This window comes from Thermosynechococcus sp. FA-CM-4201 (assembly GCF_054689355.1).
Window position 1 is genome coordinate 663,314 of sequence record NZ_CP079920.1, and the last position, 20,206, is coordinate 683,519.

At 55.0% G+C, this 20,206-nt stretch carries 15 protein-coding genes; 3 read left to right on the forward strand and 12 right to left on the reverse strand.

Translation table 11 applies throughout. The features are described from left to right. Positions 1–4: 4 nt before the first annotated feature. The 7 genes from KV190_RS03275 to KV190_RS03305 form a co-directional block, all read right to left on the reverse strand. Entirely contained in the window at positions 5–460 is a 456-nt protein-coding gene (locus KV190_RS03275; RefSeq protein ID WP_460194581.1) for a nitrate reductase associated protein, read from the reverse strand. Positions 461–495: 35 nt separating this feature from the next. Beyond that, on the reverse strand, positions 496–2,919 hold the full coding sequence (locus tag KV190_RS03280) for a molybdopterin-dependent oxidoreductase (protein ID WP_460194582.1): 2,424 nt from the start codon (positions 2,917–2,919) through the stop codon (positions 496–498). A 3-nt stretch (positions 2,920–2,922) separates the two neighbouring features. Beyond that, positions 2,923–3,738 (reverse strand): ABC transporter ATP-binding protein, encoded by an 816-nt coding sequence (locus tag KV190_RS03285; protein ID WP_460194583.1) that lies wholly within the window; start codon positions 3,736–3,738, stop codon positions 2,923–2,925. An 18-nt stretch (positions 3,739–3,756) separates the two neighbouring features. Further along, positions 3,757–5,742: an ABC transporter ATP-binding/substrate-binding protein gene (locus tag KV190_RS03290; protein ID WP_460194584.1), complete on the reverse strand. Its 1,986-nt coding sequence runs from the start codon at positions 5,740–5,742 to the stop codon at positions 3,757–3,759. Between the two features lie 58 nt (positions 5,743–5,800). Beyond that, positions 5,801–6,643, reverse strand: a complete 843-nt coding sequence (gene ntrB, locus KV190_RS03295; protein ID WP_460194585.1) for a nitrate ABC transporter permease — start codon at positions 6,641–6,643, stop codon at positions 5,801–5,803. Between the two features lie 12 nt (positions 6,644–6,655). Beyond that, positions 6,656–7,972: a CmpA/NrtA family ABC transporter substrate-binding protein gene (locus KV190_RS03300; RefSeq protein WP_460194586.1), complete on the reverse strand. Its 1,317-nt coding sequence runs from the start codon at positions 7,970–7,972 to the stop codon at positions 6,656–6,658. 63 nt (positions 7,973–8,035) lie between these two features. Beyond that, on the reverse strand, positions 8,036–9,595 hold the full coding sequence (locus KV190_RS03305) for a ferredoxin--nitrite reductase (RefSeq protein WP_460194587.1): 1,560 nt from the start codon (positions 9,593–9,595) through the stop codon (positions 8,036–8,038). A 272-nt stretch (positions 9,596–9,867) separates the two neighbouring features. On the opposite strand from KV190_RS03305, the gene KV190_RS03310 reads away from it, so the two are divergent. Beyond that, the gene (locus KV190_RS03310; protein WP_460194588.1) at positions 9,868–11,160 is read left to right on the forward strand and encodes a hypothetical protein; all 1,293 of its coding nucleotides are present in this window, start codon (positions 9,868–9,870) and stop codon (positions 11,158–11,160) included. 87 nt (positions 11,161–11,247) lie between these two features. Here KV190_RS03310 and ahcY read toward each other — a convergent pair whose 3' ends face one another. From ahcY to bchB, 3 genes are all read right to left on the reverse strand, one after another. Further along, entirely contained in the window at positions 11,248–12,537 is a 1,290-nt protein-coding gene (ahcY, locus tag KV190_RS03315; RefSeq protein WP_460194589.1) for an adenosylhomocysteinase, read from the reverse strand. Between the two features lie 44 nt (positions 12,538–12,581). Beyond that, positions 12,582–12,962 carry a hypothetical protein gene (locus KV190_RS03320; RefSeq protein ID WP_460194590.1) on the reverse strand — a complete coding sequence of 127 codons (381 nt, stop codon included), beginning with the start codon at positions 12,960–12,962 and terminating at the stop codon, positions 12,582–12,584. A gap of 72 nt (positions 12,963–13,034) precedes the next feature. Then, positions 13,035–14,561: a ferredoxin:protochlorophyllide reductase (ATP-dependent) subunit B gene (bchB, locus tag KV190_RS03325; RefSeq protein ID WP_460195205.1), complete on the reverse strand. Its 1,527-nt coding sequence runs from the start codon at positions 14,559–14,561 to the stop codon at positions 13,035–13,037. 198 nt (positions 14,562–14,759) lie between these two features. On the opposite strand from bchB, the gene KV190_RS03330 reads away from it, so the two are divergent. Next, positions 14,760–15,908, forward strand: a complete 1,149-nt coding sequence (locus tag KV190_RS03330; protein ID WP_460194591.1) for a citrate synthase — start codon at positions 14,760–14,762, stop codon at positions 15,906–15,908. A gap of 169 nt (positions 15,909–16,077) precedes the next feature. Beyond that, positions 16,078–17,580 (forward strand): Asp-tRNA(Asn)/Glu-tRNA(Gln) amidotransferase subunit GatB, encoded by a 1,503-nt coding sequence (gene gatB / locus KV190_RS03335; protein WP_460195206.1) that lies wholly within the window; start codon positions 16,078–16,080, stop codon positions 17,578–17,580. On the opposite strand, the gene KV190_RS03340 is transcribed toward gatB, so the two are convergent. Together KV190_RS03340 and KV190_RS03345 are read right to left on the reverse strand one after the other, a co-directional pair. After that, a complete protein-coding gene (locus KV190_RS03340) occupies positions 17,563–19,068 on the reverse strand; it encodes an NAD(P)H-hydrate dehydratase (RefSeq protein ID WP_460194592.1) in 1,506 nt (501 codons plus the stop codon). The genes gatB and KV190_RS03340 overlap by 18 nt on opposite strands. After that, a complete protein-coding gene (locus KV190_RS03345; RefSeq protein ID WP_460194593.1) occupies positions 19,065–20,201 on the reverse strand; it encodes an anhydro-N-acetylmuramic acid kinase in 1,137 nt (378 codons plus the stop codon). Before KV190_RS03345 ends, KV190_RS03340 begins: the two co-directional genes overlap by 4 nt. Positions 20,202–20,206: the final 5 nt, after the last annotated feature.

Here is a 20,206-nt window from a genome sequence, read left to right on the forward strand (position 1 = left end):
TTCTCTAGGCCAGACCAAATTCCTGCAATGCTGGCCAAAAATTGCGATTCTCGTGGCCGGGCTGGCTGAGCTTCACAAGGGCAAAGCGTTGTAGAGGGGTCAGGGCTGCCCATTTTTCCACCGTCAGGCTGTGGTGGGGTACCTTGGTCAGTTGTTGCTGCACCGTCTCTGGTAGTTCTGTGACAATGTCCCAAGGGTAGGGCTGGGGAATCTCTAAATCACTCGGTGGGGTTCCATGGTTGTGGGTCACCCAATCCCGCAGTTGCTGGCGATAGCTGGCCTGATCTTCCGGGGTGTTACAGGGGGTAACAACGAGCCATTGCCGCTGTTCTTGGGAAAGTTGATGCCAGTGGAGCAGCTTCAGCTTCACCCCACACAGATCCAGCTTGTAGCGGACAATCATGGGAATACAGCGCAAAGAAGCCGTGAACTCAGCTTCAAACTCAAAGAAGTGGGACATGGATCGCAAAAACTCTCCCCAAGGAATTGACTCTATTATTGCCTGAGGGCAATGCCGCTTTCCTGCACGGTGGGGGTATAGGGCGTCTGCCGCAACTTCAGGGGCAACACTTGCACTGCACAGGCTTTGAGTTCTGGCTGCTTTGAGACTGGACAGGCAATCGGATGGGTGAGTTGGTTGGCCTCACCACTATCGGCAAAGAGAAAGCCCCAGTGCATGGGTACAAAGAGCGTCCCCGGCCGAATGGCCTTGGTGAGGGTGACAGGCAGGCACACTTGACCTCGGCGCGATCGCACCTCCACCCAATCCCCGTCTTTGAGATGTAAGTTTGCGGCATCGTCGGGGTGCATTTCCACAAAGGGATCGGGGTGCATTTTTTGAATTTTGGCAATGCGACCGGTACGGGTTTGGGTGTGCCAGTGGCCGTAGAGACGACCTGTTGTCAGGGTAAAACTATAGATGTGATCGGTGGGTTCCGCCACGCCCTGACTGTGGGCAAGGCAAAAATATGCCCGTTGATTGGGGGTGTGAAATCGCCAGTCAGTATAGAGGCGCTTGGGTTTGCAGGCTTCTTCGTCATTCATACCGGCAGGACAGGGCCACTGCAAGGCGCCTAAACGGGCAAGGCGTTCGTGGCTCAGACCCGATTGATCGCAGGGGCGACTGGCAGTGAGTTGGACAAATTCAGCATAGACGGCAGCGGCATCGGCAAACGGGAAAAGATGCCCATATCCCAAGCGGCGCCCCACCTCAGCAAAAATTTCCCAATCAGGGCGAGCCAGACCGGGGGGCGAGCGAAAAGCGGGGGCAAGGGTGACGCGGCGTTCAGAGTTGGTCATCACACCTGTTTTCTCACTCCATTGCGCCGCCGGCAAAATCAGATGGGCATAGGCGGCTGTTTCAGTGGGGAAGTAGGCATCCTGATAGACGGTAAAGGGAGATTTGAGAAAGGCCGCCTTGGCACGCTCTAAATGGGGAAAACTGACCGCAGGATTGGTGGCCGCAATCCACAGCAGACCCACTTCTCCCTGTTCTAAGCCCTCAACAATTTGCCATGCCGTGCGACCGGGGCGATCGCTGATTTGACCGCGAGGCAATCCCCAAAAGTCCTCCACCTCTTGGCGGTGCTGGGGATTCGTGACTTGGCGATAGCCCGGCAACAGATGGCTTAACCCCCCCGCTTCGCGCCCCCCCATCGCGTTGGGTTGCCCCGTTAACGAAAAAGGACCACTCCCCGGACGACCAATCTGCCCCGTGAGCAGATGTAGGTTAATGAGACAGCGGGCTTTGGCGGTACCTTCAGCGGACTGGTTGATCCCCATAGACCAGAGGGAGAGCACCGCTTGGGCATGTCCCCAGTAGCGAGCCGCCTGTTCTAGATCGCTTTGAGCAATGCCACACCGTTCTGCTACCCATTCTGGGGTGTAGGCCGCCAGCAGCTTCACATAATCGGCAAAGCCCTCAGTACACTCCTCAATGAACTCCGCATCCATGTGTCCCCATTGCAAGAGCAGATGGCCAATGCCGTGGAGCAGATCAATATCCGTGCCGGGACGGATGGCAAGGTGCAGATCCGCCACTTCCGCTGTCGGGGTGCGCCGAGGATCGACAACAATGAGCTTGACGCGGCGATCGCGCTTGTGGTGATTGCGCAGGCGGTTAAAGACAATGGGATGGCACTCAGCAGTATTTGTACCAATGAGAAAAGCACAGTCGGTGGCCTCCAAATCGTCGTAGCAGCAGGGGGGGCCATCAGCACCGAAGCTGGCCATATAGGCCGAGACTGCCGAGGACATACACAAGCGGGAATTGGCATCAAAGTTGTTTGTGCCGAGGCACCCCTTCATAAGTTTCTGGGCTACGTAGTAGTCCTCGGTTTGAAATTGCCCCGAACCGTACATACAAATGGCATCGGCGCCCTGCTCACGGCGCACCCATTGGATGCGTTCCACAAGACGAGTGAGGGCTTCGTCCCAAGAAATCACCGTAAAGGGCTGATCCAGTCGCTCCCGCCAAAGGGGATAGGCCAAGCGATCGCGATCAAGGGCTTCCAAAATCGTTGCCCCCTTCACACAGACCATGCCTTGGGACGAGGGATGTTGGCGATCGCCACGAATTTTATAGGTTCCCTTGCCTTGGGGCACCGCCTCTAGGCCACAGCCCACCCCACAGTAAGGACACAGGGATGACACGGGTTCTGTTGGCTCAAGCACAGCACGGCCTTTTTCCTCGATCCGTAGGGATTCACAGGAACAGCACGTTACCCCCTGCTCCGAGGTAATGACAAGATTGGCTGTGGCATCGCCATGGAACAAAAGCTGTTGCCCCGGAAACACCACCCGTTGCCAAGTGGGCTGATTGGAGAGGCTGATTTGCTGAACACTCTCACTGGTATTGCGGTAGTAGCAGAGGTAACGACTAGATTGAACTGCCAGTGAGCCAATCTGTGGCGTAGTCATCGGTTAGTGTCCAAAGCGGGTGTACAAAAAGTCAACCACTTGGTTGCGCAGGTCGTAGTACTGCGGATTTTCGAGGAGTTGCGATCGCCGGCGGGGGCGCGCAAAGGGAATGTCTAGAATCTCGCCAATATGGGCAGCGGGGCCATTGGTCATCATCACCACCCGATCCGCAAGATAGAGTGCCTCATCAATGTCGTGGGTAATCATCAGTACCGTCAGCCGGTGGGTGCGCCAAATCTTTAAGAGTTCATCCTGTAACTCCTCCTTAGTGATGGCATCGAGGGCACCAAAGGGTTCATCCAAAATCAATACCTCTGGGCGAATGGCGAGGGCGCGGGCGATCGCCACCCGTTGTTTCATCCCTCCCGAGAGTTGGGCAGGCCGTTTGTGGGCAGCCGCCGTCAGCCCCACCAGTTCCAAGTGCTCCTCGACAATTTGGCGCCGGCGTTGGCGAGTTTTCTGGGGATAGACAGACTTCACTGCTAGCTCAATATTCTGATAGGCGGTCAACCAAGGCAGCAGGGCATAGTTTTGAAACACCATCATGCGATCCGGCCCCGGACGGCGCACGGGCACGCCATTGAGAGTAATTTCCCCTCGTGTTGGCGCTGTAAAACCCGCAACCATATTCAAGAGTGTGGTTTTGCCGCAGCCGGAATGGCCAATGAAACAGACAAATTCGCCGCTGCTCACCTCAAGGTGAATATCCTCAAGTACCACATGGTCGCCATTGGCCGTAGGGTAGGCTTTGCTCACCCCATCAATGCGCAGATGCTGGGTGGCTGTTAAACGGGGGTCAAGACGATAGAGGGTTTCCATAGACTTCTCTCAAAATACCTAGACAGCAACAACCGCTTGGGGATCAACAGTGCGAATATCAAGGCCACGGCGAATCGCAGCCGCCTCAATGTAGCCAAGGGGATTATCGGGGTCAAAGGGCAAACCATCAAAAAGGGCAAAGGCACAGCGATCTGGCTCATTATCCACAACCTTCAGCTCCCGTGCTGCCGCCCCAAAGAGATCGACCCGCCGCACCTGCTCAACAATTTCTAGCCAGTTTTTCGGGAAAGGTGTGAGTTGCCAACGCGCCAATTGGGTCATGATCCACAGCCCCTCCACCCGTCCAGGGCAGGGGGAGCGATCCACATAGAACTGGTGAAATCGAGGTTGAAAGGCACTGGCAATGCCGTCTCCCCAGTCCAAAGGATCGACAAAGCCCGCATAGGCATCTGCTGGGGTGCAGCCTACATACTCTGGCCGACAAAGCAGTTGCGCAATTTCCGGGCGATGCTTGATGGTGTCGCAGTATTCACAGGCTTCTATCAGCGCCTTGACCAGTGCTTGGTGTTCCCGGGGGTGAGCGTGTACCCAGTCAGGACGCATACCTAAGACCTTTTCGGGGTGCCCCGGCCAAATGTCCAAATCCGTAGCAACGATAACGCCAATGCCTTCGCGCACCGCATGGGAGTTCCAAGGTTGACCGACACAAAAACCACTGATGTGTCCCGCCTTGAGGTGATAGACCATTTGCGGTGGCGGAATCACCAGCAACTCGACATCATAATCCGGGTCAATACCTGCAGCAGCTAGCCAATACCGCAACAGCAGATTGTGCATTGAGGCAGGATGCACCACACCAAAGCGGGGGCGATCGCCTGTGCGCTCAATGTAGGCTCGCAGATCCTCAGCGGTTTTCACCCCCTGTTGCCACAAATCCCGATGAAACGTGATCGCATTGCCATTGCGACTGAGAACCAACGAGGTCATTAGGGGATGCGAAGGTTGGCCATTGAATCCCAAGGTCATTGCTAGAGGCATTGCCGCCAGCAGTTGCCCCCCCGTCAAGCGACCGCTGAGTACCCCCATCACCAAGTCTTGCCAGCTTTCTTCGCGGTGCAGTGTTACATCCTCGAGGCCATACTTAGCAAAAAAGCCCATTTCCTTGGCAACAATGAGGGGGGCACTGTCCATGAGGGGGATAAAGCCAAGGCTGAGACCCGTTGAGGTTGTGGTGGGTACCTGCAACGGTTGGCGGCGGCGTTTCTGTTGGTTGAGAAAGGCAATCATCTCATTGCGCAGGCCATAGTAGCTGGGATGATTCAGCACATCATGGCGATTGCGGGGACGGGCAAAGGGAATTTTCAAAATTTGACCAATGTGGGCTTCAGGGCCATTGGTGAGCAGCACCACGCGATCCGAGAGCAGTAGTGCCTCGTCCACATCGTGGGTCACCATAATGCAGGTGGTTTCACTGCCTTGGCAGACTTGCATCAACTCATCCTGCAAAGAGCCTCGCGTCAAAGCATCAAGGGCACCAAAGGGTTCATCCAGCAGGAGTACCTGCGGTTGAATCGCCAAGGCACGGGCGATTGCCACCCGTTGCTTCATTCCTCCCGACAATTGGGCAGGAAATTTATCGCGCGCCTGACTGAGGTGCACCTGTTGCAGCGCTGCCTCTACCCGCTGCCGTTGCTCTGCCTTGCTTAAATGCCCCAGCACTGCTGCGACCGCCAAGGCCACATTCTGATACACCGTTTTCCAAGGCAGCAGCGAATAGTTTTGAAACACCACCATACGATCAGGCCCCGGCTGAGTTACCTGCCGTCCTGCCATCACCACACCACCACTGCTAGGCCGCTGAAACCCAGCAATGATATTCAAGAGGGTGGACTTGCCGCAGCCGGAGTGACCGACAAGGGAAATAAACTCCCCTTTTTGGATTTCAAGGTGGATATTCTTGAGAGCAATGTAGCGATCGCCCCCCGGCAGGTCAAAGACCTGATCCACATGGTCAATTTCAATCAATGGTAAAGACTTGGCCATAGGGTTAAAAAACTCATGTTTTCAGACAATCTGGAAAATCTTGGAAATCACGAGGGAGCTAGGAATGCACCTCTTCACCGTGGCTAAGCAAGCGCCCCACAAAAGCTACCGAGCGATCCAGCACCAAGCCAACAATGCCGACATAGATCACAGCAACGATAATTTCACTAATCAGTGAGCTGTTCCAGGCATCCCAGATAAAGAAGCCAATGCCGACACCGCCGATAAGCATCTCTGCGGCAACAATTGCCAACCAAGACAGCCCAATGCCAATGCGCAGCCCCGTAAACACATAGGGCACCGTTGCTGGCACGAGAATATTCAGGAAATAATCCTTGCGGGAGAGCCGCAACACCCGTGCCACATTCTTGTAGTCCTTGGGAATTTGCTGCACACCGACAATCGTGTTGATAATAATCGGCCAAATTGCGGTAATAAAGATCACAAAAATCGCTGCTGGTTCATTGTCCCGCAGAGCCGCCAAGGAAATCGGCAACCAAGCAAGAGGCGGCACTGGACGCAATACCTGCAAGATCGGATCCACCGCGTCGTAGAGCACTCGGCTAGAGCCAATCAGCATTCCCAGCCCAACGCCAATGACTGCCGCCAAGGAAAAACCAATAGCTACCCGCCGCAGACTGGTGAGAATTTGCCACCCCAACCCGACATCAGTGCCACTCCCTTGATAAAAGGGATCAATGATCAAATCCCACGTTTCCGCAATCACCTTGAGGGGAGTTGGCAGACGCAGTAGCCCTGCCATACAGACAAACTGCCAAATGACCAAGAAACACAGCACCCCCAAACTACCTAGCACCACTTTGCGGAACACTGCTGATTTCTTGAGATGCTTTAGCCAGCGCCGCCGAGATTGCGTGAACCCCATAGAAGAACTTGCCATTGCTCTTTACCTCTAAACTTTTTTCAAATCCAAACCGCTCAAGTAGGCCTGAGGATTTTGGGGATCAAAGGCCACACCATCAAAAAAGGTCTCCACGCCCCGAGAGGTGGTGGTGGGAATTTCCGCTGCCGGCACCCCCATCGCTTGAGCAGCTTCGCGCCACAGATCCTCACGGTTCACTTTTTGGATGAGAGCTTTAGTATCCATATCCGCCGGCAAATACCCCCAGCGAATGTCCTCTGTCAGGAACCACAGATCATGACTTTGGTAGGGATACGAGGCATTGTCTCGCCAAAACTTCATGGCAAGATTTTCGTTTTCTAGGGTGCGTGTGCCAAAGTCAAACTTGCCAAGGGAGCGATCTAAAATATCTTCGACCGGTACCTTGAGCCATTGGCGCTGGGCAATGATTTTGGCCATTTCTGGTTTATTTTCAGGGCGATCGCACCACTGTTGGGCTTCCATCACTGCCATTAAGAGAGCCTTGGCGGCCTTCGGATGTTTATCAACCCAGTCGGCACGTAGGGCAAGAGACTTTTCGGGATGATCCTGCCAAAACTCACCCGTTGTAATGCCCCCGGCTCCCACCTGCTGATTCACCGTTTGCTGTGGCCATGGTTCCCCTACACAAAAAGCCTCCATCGTTCCAGTTTTCACATTGGCCACCATCTGGGGCGGTGGCACGACAATCACGGAAACATCTTTTTCCGGATCAATACCACCAGCAGCCAACCAGTAGCGCATCCAGAGGTCGTGAGTGCCTCCCGGAAAGGTCACGGCCACCTTGATGTCCTCCTCTTGATTGCGGGCACGCCGTTCAGCACGGGTTTTGGCAAAGGCCTCCTTCAGAGGACGACTGTCGGTGCTGATATTGAGATCTTTGTAGGCATTTGCCAAGACAATTCCCTGACCATTCGTGTTTAACCGCGCCAAGATATACATGGGTAGGGGTTTGCCACCGGTAATGGTTCCCACGGTCATCAGGTAGGGCATCGGTGTGAGAATGTGGGCACCATCAATGCCACCCCCAGCGGAACCCAATACCAAGTTGTCGCGGGTGACGCCCCAAGACGCCTGCTTCACCACCTCCACATCAGGCATGCCATACTTGGCAAAGAGCCCCTTTTCCTTGGCAATAATCAGGGGAGCCGCATCTGTGAGAGCAATAAAGCCCAGTTTGACCCCCGTCACCTCTGGGGTTTCCGCCACTGTTGTGGGTTGGGCAACCTCACTGCTTTGCTGGCTATTGCCACAGCCGTGGGCGATCAATGTCACAGCCGTTGTGGCCGCAGCAGTCATGAGAAAGCGCCGACGCGAAATATTCACCATAAGTTGAGAAATCCTTCAATTCCTAGACAATCAAAACAATCAAAAAGGTCAATTCAGCGTGTATCAGGAAACTACCATTGCCACAGCAGGGGTAGCCATGGGTGGGGTATCTGAACTGATGGGCTGAGCACCAAACTGTTCAATCAATAGTTGCCGCAGTACCTCGGGCAGTTCATCACAGGGAATCGCTTTTTTCACACAGGTGCCCAGCTTGGCGTCCTTCCCCACTTTGCCGCCCATGTACAAATCCACCGCATCTACTGTTTCGCCATTACGGCGAGTTTTCGTGCCCATGAGGCCAATATCGGCCACTTGCGGTTGGCCACAGGAGTTGGGACACCCCGTCCAATGAATGCGCACTGGTTGAGGCACCACCAATTGTTGATCGAGCCAGCGGGCAAGGGCGAGGGCACGATTTTTGGTTTCAATAAGGGCAAAGTTGCAAAATTGTGCTCCTGTACAGGAAACAAGGGCGCGCTCTAGGGGCGGGGGTTCAGGCCGAAACTTGCTCAGGAGAGGTTCCCGCAGCAGACTCGGTAAAACAGCATCCGGCACATGGGGAATGATCACGTTTTGCTCCACAGTGAGCCGCACTTCCGACTGGCCATACACTTGGGCAAGCCGTGCCAACTCATAGAAGTCAGGGGCATAGAGTCGCCCCACAGGTACATGGAGTCCCACATAGTTCAGGCGCCGTTGTTTTTGGCGGTGCACCCCCAAATGATCCCGCTTGTCCCAGTCAATTTCGTCTTTTGGGGCAGCACTGAGGAGTTCAAAGGGGAGCTTAGCCGCCACGGCTGTTCGGAATTTCTCGATACCCCACTCATCAATAAGCCACATGAGCCGCGCTTTTTGCCGATTGCCCCGCAGGCCATGGTCACGGAAAATTTCAAGGATGGCACGTGAGAGCTGCACCACAGCATCATCGGGAGGTACCCAAGCATTGAGGGGGATAGCGGCAGCGCAACGCCGAGCAGAGAAGAAACCACCGACCAAAACATTGAAGCCCAAACGCCCTTGCCGGTAGGCAGGCACAAAGGCAACATCGTTAATTTCGGCATGGACAGAGTTATCCCGCCCCCCCTCAATCGCAATGTTGAACTTGCGGGGTAGATTGCTAAATTCCGGATTCCCCTGACCGTTGTTGGTAATCATGGCCTGCAGTTTCATGATCAGGGGGCGAGTGTCAATGAGTTCGGCCGCATCAATGCCCGCCACAGGAGAGCCAGTGAGGTTGCGCACATTGTCCATTCCCGATTGGACAGAGGTGAGGCCACAGGCTTGGAGCTGCTCTATGACTTCAGGAATGTCTTCAATGGGTAAGCCACGAATCTGGATGTTTTGACGGGTAGTAATGTCTCCATTGCCGTTCTCGCCATAGCGATCCACAATTGCGCCAAGGGTTCGCAGTTGCTGACTGGTGAGAATCCCATTGGGTACCCGCAGTCGCATCATGAACCTGCCAGGGGTGACTGGCCGAAAGAAAATCCCTAGCCACTTGAGGCGGACATCGCGATCGGCTTCTGGGATGTTTTCCCAGCCCATGGCTGCAAATTTCTCTAGCTCTTGTTTAACCGCTAAGCCATCTTTCTCTTTTTTAATGGCTTCAATTTTGTTGCTCACGGTTGTTGCCCTTGTCTTCAACGGGTTACTTGAACATCCAATTTAGGCGGGTCAACCATGAACATTTGTAAACTTTGCTACTTTTTTCTTGTCGTGATACAGCTTTTGTATTAAGGATATGCTGAAATTACATCTATCGCTAATAGAAACACTGCCGTTAAGACTTGGGTACTAGGTGATAGGGATCAACGGCAGGAAGTGACAGGTGTTGCTGTTGAGATCGGGAGACGAGAGCCACCCTAGGGAATGAAGCACTTAGGAGTCACACCATTATGCGAGTGCGATCATTTCCAGTTATGTTGCTCAGTTTGGTGCTAGCGGGAAGCCTGCCCACCCAAGTATTGGCTCAAATGACGCAGATTAAACCTCCCGGAGGCGCAAACATCGGCAACCCGTACAACCAATATCTTCAATTGCCAGCGGTGATCCCTCCAATTCTCAACGACACGGGCAGTACCATGCCCACGGTGTCTGGCAATGTGCAACGACAGTTGCCGAACCGCAACCGAGATGTAGAACGCAGCCTAACCGAAGATTTGTCTAACCAAGGGCAAATATTGCAGATAGACCCTGCCTTGCTGCCATCTCTACCAGCAGGGGCGCACCATAGTGCAGAAGGTCGGCGGCTACAGGAAGAGAGCCAACGTTTACAAGAGTCCAATAATCTCTTGCCTCAAGGGTCACAGGTGCAGGAATTTGACCCTCGGCAGCGAGAGGAGCAACGTCAAGGAGCTAGATCCCAAGAACGCCAGCGCCAATCTCAGCCAGAGGACTTTGGCTTGATGGAGCACTTGGGGGCACTGCGGAATCGGCCAAGTAATAGTCAGCGGGAGCGTACTAGGGAGCAGTGGCAACCCGGTTTGCCTCGTCAGGACAGCCTCGTGCGGGATGGAGGAGGTGGAGGCAGCGGTAGCAGGCCAGCGCCGGTAGGGTTCGCTCAGCGGGAACGCACAGAAACCCGAACAACTTACGAAAGTACTGGTCAGTATGCGGGTTATACCGTCACTGTCGAACATCACCCTGGCTCACGGGTATACATAATGACTGTGACTACTCCTACTGGGGAGATGTATCGCATTGAGTCCACTCGCCGTAGTGATGGGCGGTATGAGCATAACGTTTACCACACGGATCGCAATGGACATACAGAACGTATAGGATCCTCTGGTTCGACTAGAGAACCTGCTGGCTTGCGTGAGGCTGCTTATGTTATTCATATTGACCGTGGAGAAATGTCTCTACCTCCCCGAGCCAGAACGAGAGACTGTGCCCCTGACATGCCTTGCGGCGGCAACACTAGCCCTCAGCCGTGGGAGGTATCCCCTGTATTTGAACATCTGCGTCCGCAGACACCCCGAGACCGACTGATGGAGTCAGAAAGACCGGGGGCACAGGTTCGCCCTGCTGAGCCAGAGAGTGGTACCGCCCCACCTCGCCTCGTCATTGACCCCGACAACTTGTTAGTCAATCCGGGTTTTGAACCACGCCCCCAAGGTCAGCCGCACGATCCTTCTCGCTTCAATCCGCCAAATCAGGTGGATCCACCCCGTGATCCCAACCGTTAGCGAAGTGGCTGGTGTTCAGGACTTCTCTGACCCTGATCAAGAAGGTTGTTCAATATTGGTGATAATTTCGCAGGTTGATGGGAATCTCTAGGTACCTGATGTCCAAGAGTTCATGTACTCCACCTGCTCAGGGGTGAGGGTGTCAATGGCAATGCCCATCGCTTGCAGTTTCAAGCGGGCAATTTCTTGATCCACGGCGGTAGGAATGGGGTGGATGCCGGCAGCCAACTGACCTTTATTTTTCACGAGGTACTCGCAGCCAAGGGCTTGGTTGGCAAAGCTCATATCCATGACGCTCGCCGGGTGGCCTTCGGCAGCCGCAAGGTTAATTAGGCGGCCTTCACCCAAAACAATGATGGATTTACCGCTGGGGAGAATGTATTCCTCGGTGAAGTTGCGGACGACGCGGACTTCCTTGGCGAGGGTTTTCAGGGTGGCGAGGTCAATTTCAATGTCAAAGTGACCGGAGTTGGCGACCATTGCCCCATCTTTCATGACGGCAAAGTGCTCTGCCCGAATCACATGCTTATTCCCCGTCACGGTAATGAAAATATCCCCAAGGGGTGCCGCCTCGAGCATCGGCATGACCCGGAAGCCATCCATGACTGCTTCAATGGCACGCACGGGATCAATTTCCGTCACGATTACATTGGCACCCATGCCCCGTGCCCGCAGTGCTGTCCCCTTACCGCACCAGCCATAGCCCGCCACGACAACGGTTTTACCGGCAAGGAGAATGTTCGTTGCCCGAATGATGCCATCTAGGGTGGATTGACCGGTGCCGTAGCGGTTGTCAAAGAAGTGTTTGGTGTCGGCATCGTTGACGTTAATGGCGGGGAAGGTGAGGACGCCATCGCGGAACATGGCCTTGAGGCGGACAATACCGGTGGTGGTTTCTTCGGTGGTGCCAATAATGTCGCTGAGTTGGTGCTGGCGCTCTTTGACGAGGGTGGCAACCACATCACAGCCGTCATCAATGATGATGTTGGGACGGTGATCAAGGGCAATATTGACGTGGCGCATATAGGTGGCAGTGTCTTCCCCTTTTTGGGCAAAGACTGGGATGCCGTAGTTCACCACTAGGCTAGCGGCCACATCGTCTTGGGTGGAGAGGGGGTTACTGGCAATGAGAACGGCATCGGCGCCGCCGGCTTTGAGGGCGATCGCCAGATTGGCGGTTTCTGTGGTCACATGGCAGCAGGCGGCCAAGCGAATACCTGCGAGGGGCTTTTCTTTCTCAAAGCGATCGCGAATCTGGCGCAGCACTGGCATCTCCCGCCCTGCCCATTCAATGCGTTGCTGACCCAAGGGCGCAAGGCTCAAATCTTTGACATCGTGACGAACGGGGGCTTCAGGTTTAATCGGAGAAGACACCATACTGCGGTTCCTGAAAAAAGGTTACGGCTCCCCATTATAATCGCCTAAGGGGAATTCTTCCGCAGTGCCCAACTGGTCACCGTGCCGCCGGGGAGAATGGGCAAATTCACGGTGGCAATTTCCAACAGATGCCCCTTGCGATTGCGAAACTGAAAGGCGCAGATATCCACCCCCACCAGTTGACAGCCCATCAGTTCGCTGTAGCCTTGACTGAGCAGATAGGCCACAATCGGCGTTGTCGTTGTCGGATTTATCATGGCTGGATTGACCACGGGTTGCCAACCGCGATCAATGAGACGTTGGCGGGCATCGGCATAGCTCATGCCTTGGCGTAAACGGGGTAGCCGCTGGGCAAGGGCACCCGGCGCAAAGCCAACCCCTGCTGCCAGTAAACCAAGGGCAATGATGCGTTTCAGCAATACCATAGCAATTGCTTGTTAAATGCCAATCGCTATACGCTGCAAGGGTCAGGTTCATGCAGGTTCCAGAGGCGAAACTTAAGCTCCCACGGCTTCTTTGGCAGCATAGAGCACTTCTACGGTGATCTCGCTAATCCCCTGTTCGCGGGCAAATTTTTCAGTGTTGCGCTTCACCTTGCCGCGCACAAAGCCGGGAATCTTGTTTAATTCCGCTAGCCCATCTGCGGTCCATGTTAAATCCGAGTCGGCGGAAAGTCCCTTGTGAATCACTTCCTTCGTGTCATGGCCACCAAAAATCTCCAGCAGGTGATCTTCCATGCCCAAGGTGAAGGAGTTGTAGATTAAATCCACCAGTTGATTGGTACCCTCATAGCCCAAGAAGGGCCGATAGCCCACGGGAAAGTCTTGGATGTGGATGGGGGCGGCAATAACACCACAGGGAATGTTGAGGCGTTTGCCCACATGGCGTTCCATTTGTGTGCCAAAGATAGCAGCAGGTTCAACGCGGGCGATCGCGTCCCCGACCACTGTGTGGTCATCGGTAATGAGTACCTCGTCACAAAAGCCTGCCACCTCTGCGCGGAACCAATCGGCATCGTATTTGCAGTACGTCCCCGCCCAAACAACGTGGATGCCCATTTCTCGACTGAGAATTTTTGTCATTGCCGCTGCATGGGTATTGTCCCCAAAGACCACGGCTTTTTTACCGGTGAGGTTTTGGCAGTCAATGGAGCGGGAAAACCAAGCGGCTTGGGACACATCCCGTGTTTGCTGCTCAATAAAGGCTTCGTAGTCCACATTCGCCCCCTGAGCGTTAAGCACCCCTTGAATGGCACGGATACAGCGGGCAGTTTCCACGACACCCATCGGCGTAATCCTCACGCTTGGCTGGCCAAATTCCGTTTCTAGGTACTGGGCGGTGAGGCCACCAATTTCCCGATAGGGGACAAGGTTAAACCATGCTTGGGGCAGTCGGGCAAGGTCGTGGACGCTGGCCGCCGCAGGAATCACCAGATTCACCTCAATCCCAAGGTCAGCCATGAGTTGTTTTAGCTCGCGGCAATCATGCTGATTGTGGAAGCCGAGGGTGGTGATGCCAATAATGTTGACGCTAGGGGTGGGGGTTTTGCTGGTGACTAAGGTGCCTTGGCGGCGGGCTTTGTCAATATAAAACTGCACAATTTGCTCAAGGGTGCGATCGGCGGCTTGCAATTCATTGACGCGATAGTGATTGACATCCGCCAAGAGGACATCGGCAGTGGTGCTGAGGCTGGCGCGTTGGACAAAGTTTTGTAAGTCTTCCTGAAGAATGCTCGAGGTGCAGGTGGGGGTGAGCACAATTAAATCGGGGTGCTCTTCAGTGTCTTTGCGGGTGATATTGTCCACCACTTTTTCTTGGGAGCCGCGTGCCAAGACATGGCGATCGACAATACTGGCGGTGACAGGGGTAAAGTCGCGCTCTCGCTCGAGCATCGATCGCATGACGTTGAAGTAATCATCCCCAAGGGGCGCGTGCATAATGCCATGAACATTTTTGAAGGAACTGGCAATGCGCAGAGTACCAATGTGGGCTGGCCCTGCATACATCCAGTAGGCAAGTTTCATCGCGTCAACTCCTTGGGCAGAGGCATTTTGATCTTCGATCGCGATCGTAGCGAGGCTCTTTCCCTCGCCCGCCAAAACGTTGCAAAACTTGAAGGAAGTGGGAATGCAGCTTAACATACCAACATCTTTCCCCTCTCCCCTAAAATTGATAAATACTGCAATTGCAATTCAGTTTGCCCCTTTTAAGGACACCCACGCATGGTTGCTTGCGAATTTAGCCCCGGTCTTGACGGTATTCCCGTTGCTCAGTCGGCCATTAGCTATGTGGATGGCCAAGCAGGCGTTCTTGAGTATCGCGGTGTCCCGATTCAGGAACTAGCGGAGAAAAGTACATTTTTAGAAACGGCCTTCCTCTTAATTTGGGGCTACTGGCCGAGCAAGGAGGAGTTGGCGGCCTTTGAGCACGATATTACCTACCATCGCCGCGTGAAATATCGCATTCGCGACATGATGAAATGCTTTCCTGACAGTGGCCACCCCATGGATGCCCTGCAGGCCTCGGCGGGAGCCTTAGGATTATTCTATTCACGGCGGGCACTCGATGATCCAGAGTACATTCGGGCAGCGGTGATTCGCCTCTTGGCCAAAATTCCAACGATGGTGGCGGCCTTTCAACTCATCCGCAAGGGGAATGATCCGGTCATGCCCTGTGATGAACTGGACTATGCGGCCAATTTTCTCTATATGCTCAATGAACGGCGTCCCGATCCCTTTGCGGCGCGGGTATTTGATATTTGCTTGATTCTCCATGCCGAGCACACGATGAATGCCTCTACCTTCTCGGCGCGGGTGACCGCCTCGACGTTGACCGACCCTTACGCTGTGGTTGCTTCAGCGGTGGGTACGCTGGCAGGGCCACTGCACGGGGGCGCCAATGAAGATGTGATCAATATGCTCGAAGAAATCGGCAGCGTTGAAAATGTCCGTCCCTATGTGGAAAAGTGCGTCCAGAATAAGATCAAAATTGCGGGCTTTGGCCACCGCGTGTATAAGGTCAAGGATCCCCGTGCCACGATTTTGCAGAAGTTGGCGGAGCAGTTGTTTGATAAGTTTGGCGGCGATCGCTACTACGACATTGCCTTGAAACTGGAAGAAGTGGTGGGCGAATACCTCAGTTACAAGGGGATTTATCCCAATGTGGACTTTTACTCGGGGCTTGTCTATCGGCGGTTGGGGATTCCCAGTGACTTGTTTACGCCGGTGTTTGCGATCGCCCGCGTGGCCGGTTGGCTCGCCCACTGGAAAGAACAACTGGAGGCCAATCGCATCTATCGCCCCACCCAAGTCTATACGGGTGCCCACAATCAACCCTATGTGCCCATGGAGGAGCGCAATCATCGCCCCTAACTCTTGATCCTCAAATTCCCCCCTGTCTAAGCTGCTTTATAGTGGCGGTACTCTTGTGGAGTTTCTGATGGCAAAGGCAAAATCAAGCAAACGGCAAGCATCAAAAACGTCAAAAACATCAAAAACGGCGAAATCCACCCCATCAACCTCGACACAGCAGGCAACAACCATTGCGCCTGAACCTACCCCTGTGGATCCCGCCAGTCTGACCTACGAGGCGGTGATTGGCCTAGAGATTCACTGCCAACTGAGTACACAAACCAAAATTTTCTCGTCTAGCTCAACCCAGTTTGGGGCACCCCCGAATACCAACATTGATCCAGTGTGTTTGGGTTTGCCGGGGACACTCCCCGTTTTGAATGAAAAGGTGCTCGAGTACGCGGTGAAGGCAGGCTTAGCCCTCAATTGTCAGATTGCCCCCTACAGCAAATTTGATCGCAAGCAGTATTTTTATCCCGACTTGCCGAAAAACTACCAAATCTCGCAGTACGACCTGCCCATTGCCCAGCATGGCTACCTTGAGATTGAACTGGTGGATGAGAACGGCACCGCCCGCTGCAAAAAAATTGGCATTACTCGTCTCCACATGGAGGAAGATGCCGGCAAACTGGTTCACGCGGGGAGCGATCGCCTGTCTGGCTCCACCTACTCCCTAGTGGACTTGAATCGGGCAGGGGTACCCCTTGTGGAAATTGTCTCTGAGCCAGATCTGCGCACCGGTCAAGAAGCTGCCGAATATGCCCAAGAACTGCGGCGCATTCTCCGTTATTTAGGGGTTTGCGATGGCAATATGCAGGAGGGGTCATTGCGCTGCGATGTCAATATCTCCGTGCGCCCCGTGGGCAGCACCACCTTTGGCACGAAGGTCGAAATTAAGAACATGAACTCCTTTAGTGCCATTCAACGCGCCATTGACTATGAAATTGAGCGGCAAGTGGCTGCTGTGAAAGCGGGCGAAGCCATCGTTCAAGAAACCCGCCTCTGGGATGAGGCCACGCAGCAAACGCGCACCATGCGGGTCAAGGAAGGCTCCAGTGACTACCGCTACTTTCCTGAACCCGATCTCGGCCCCATTGAAGTCAGTGCTGAGCAACTGGCCACTTGGCGTGCGGATCTACCTGAACTGCCAGCGCAAAAGCGGCACCGCTACGAGACCGAGTGGGGCTTACCCCCCCAAGATGCCCGCGTTCTCACCGATGAGCGAGCCGTTGCCGAATACTTTGAAGCCACCGTTGCCGCTGGGGCACCCCCAAAATTGGCGGCCAACTGGATCATGGGGGACATTACCGCCTATCTCAAGGAACAAAAACTAGCGATCGAGGCCCTGCCCCTGAAGCCTGCTGAATTGGCGGAACTGATCCAACTCATTGAGGCGGGCACCATCAGTAGCAAAATGGCCAAGGATCTGCTGCCGGAATTACTGGCTCAAGGCGGCTCCCCCAAAGCCCTCGTGAAGAAAAAAGGCCTCAGTCAAATTTCTGATGTCGCTACCCTCGAGGCGATGATTGATGAGGTGCTGGCGGCACACCCCAATGAACTGGAGCAATACCGCGCCGGTAAAACGAAACTTCAGGGCTTCTTTGTTGGCCAAATGATGAAAAAAACGGGTGGACGCGCCGATCCCAAGCTGACGAATCAACTCTTGGCCAAAAAGCTAAACGCCGGCAGTTAGCGCAGCGTGCAACGTCGGTAATAGGTGGGCAATCAGTTGTTCAGGATAGACCCCTAGGGCAGTCGCTTCTCGTTCTGCCTGAAGGCCTGCTTGGGCGTGCCACCAAACCCCACCATAGGTTGCGCTGAGGGCTTCCTGCTGTGCCAAAAGGCCACCGATGAGGCCAGTGAGAACATCGCCACTACCACCTCGGGCAAGGGCAGGGGTACTGTGGGGGTTGATCCAGAGGTCACCCCGCGGCGAGGCAATGGCCGTCCGTGCCCCCTTGAGAAGAACAATAGCGTTGCTGCGGTTCGCGGCGGCGGTCACTTGATCAAGGCGATCGCCCGTGACAAGGTCTGGAAACAGGCGCCGAAACTCGCCATAGTGGGGGGTTAAAATGACGGAACCCAACAGTGGCCACGGCGAGAGGGTGGCTAGGATATTCAGGGCATCGGCATCCAAGACCAGCGATCGCCCCGCCTTCAAAACGGTTTCCACAACGGGCACCGCCTCAGGGGTCAGCCCCGGCCCACAGGCAATGGCGGAAAATTTCGCTAACTCTAGGCTCTCGGGTAAACGCGCGATCGCCCCCCTCGCTGTTTCTGGGCAACCAACAACAATGGCATCGGGGACTCGTGAGAGCACAAGGGACTTCAGGGACTGGGGCACCGCCACCACCAGCATTCCCACACCTGTACAGCGTGCAGCGAGGGCACTGAGGAGAATACTGCCGCCAAACTGGGCAGAGCCGCCAATGAGTAACAGTTGTCCCTGCTGATACTTGTGGGTAATCGGCGATCGCGACAGGGGCAATTCTTGCCAACAGGAAGCATCTAAGCAATATCGCCGCGGTGCCGTGGCCAACGCCGCTTCAATCACCGCCGCAGGAATATCAAAAGGGATTAACACCCCCTGCCCCACCCAAGGCTGTGCTTCCTCTACCAGTAGTCCCCGCTTCCACAGTCCTAAACAGAGGGTGCGATCGGCCTGAATTGCCGTGCCCAACACTGCCCCCGTATCGCTGTGTAGCCCCGAGGGGACATCAATGCTCAGCCGTGGTTGCCGCCACGTGTTGATCTGATCAATGGCAGCGGCAAGTTCACCCGTCAGTTCCCGCTCTAGGCCAAAGCCAAAAAGACCATCCACGATCAGGTCAACCTCTTGCAAGCCGTCCACCGTCTCCACAAAGGGCAGACCGAGAAAGCGAGCATAGCGGGCATGATCCGCCGTCAGGGGCTTCAGACGTTCAAAGGGCTGCCAGACTTTCACCCCATAGCCGCGGTGCCATAGTTCCCGCGCCACCACCAGAGCATCGCCGCCATTGTGCCCCGGACCTGCCAAAACCCCGACACGGGAACCCTGTGGAAACTGACGCTGGAGAACGTCGCTGAGGCGTTGTCCCACCTTTTCCATCAGGGCTGGCACTGGAAAGCCGGCATTGAACATCGCCCCTTCAATCGCCTGCATTTCAGCCGTGGTGACAATGGCTGGAAAGGTTGTTTTCATGACTGTCCAATCCAACGCTGACCTAGGGGAACCGCTTGGCGCGCACCAGTGACTTGGGGCAGATTTCCCGCCACACCCAACTCATGCCAGTAGGCGAGAATCGCGAAGGCGATCGCCTCTTTCGCATCCACCGGTACGCCCGCCGTCGCAGTGGTCTCTACGGGAATGTCTCTTAAATGCACCTGAAGGCGCTCCCTGAGAAAACGATTGTGGGCACCGCCGCCACAGAGGAAGACTCGCTGCGGTTGTTGGGGCAAAAATTGGCGATAGCTCTCAACCATACTGCGAGCCGTAAATTCCGTCAGTGTGGCCAGCAGATCTGCAGGCGCTAAACCCGCGGCATCCGTGCGGCATCGCTGCCAAAAGGGCAGACCAAAGTATTCTCGCCCTGTGGACTTTGGTGGCGGCTGCTGAAAGAAGGGGTCTTGTAGCCAGTGCGCCACCAGTGGATCGATAATTTTGCCCTGCCCTGCCCATGCGCCATCGGCATCGTAGGTCAATTCACCCCCCGATAACTCCGTGACGGCCAGATCAAGCAGCACATTGCCGGGACCGGTATCCCAACCTATGACCCCTTTGCCGTCAGGATCCTCTCGTTGGGGGGGCAAGTAGGTAACATTGCCGATGCCACCGATGTTTTGCACACAGCGGACTTCCGTGGGATGACTGAGAAGAGACCAATCGATCCGAGGCACGAGGGGCGCCCCTTGACCCCCCAAGGCAATATCCTGAGCACGAAAGTTAGCAATGGTGGTAATGCCCGTGCGCCAAGCAATCCAATCCCCCCGTCCCAGTTGTAGGCTGTAGCCGAGGCGATCGCCCGTGGGGGGGCGATGAAAGACCGTTTGACCGTGGGAGCCAATCAGATCTGCGCGGGGATACCCCTGTTGGACCCTTTGTGCCGCAAGGGCAAAGGCCTCGGCGATCGCCTCATCCAACTCTGCCAACGCTGCAAGGGTCAAGGGTTTTGCGCCACAAACGTCGAGAATCTGCTGCCGTAGGGCTGCGGGATAGGGCACCGTACAAAAATTAAGCACCTGTACCTGAAGGTCGCGATCGCCCCCCGCCAATGCAACTAAGGCCGCATCAATGCCATCCACCGAGGTACCGCTCATCAGGCCAATGACACGCATGACCG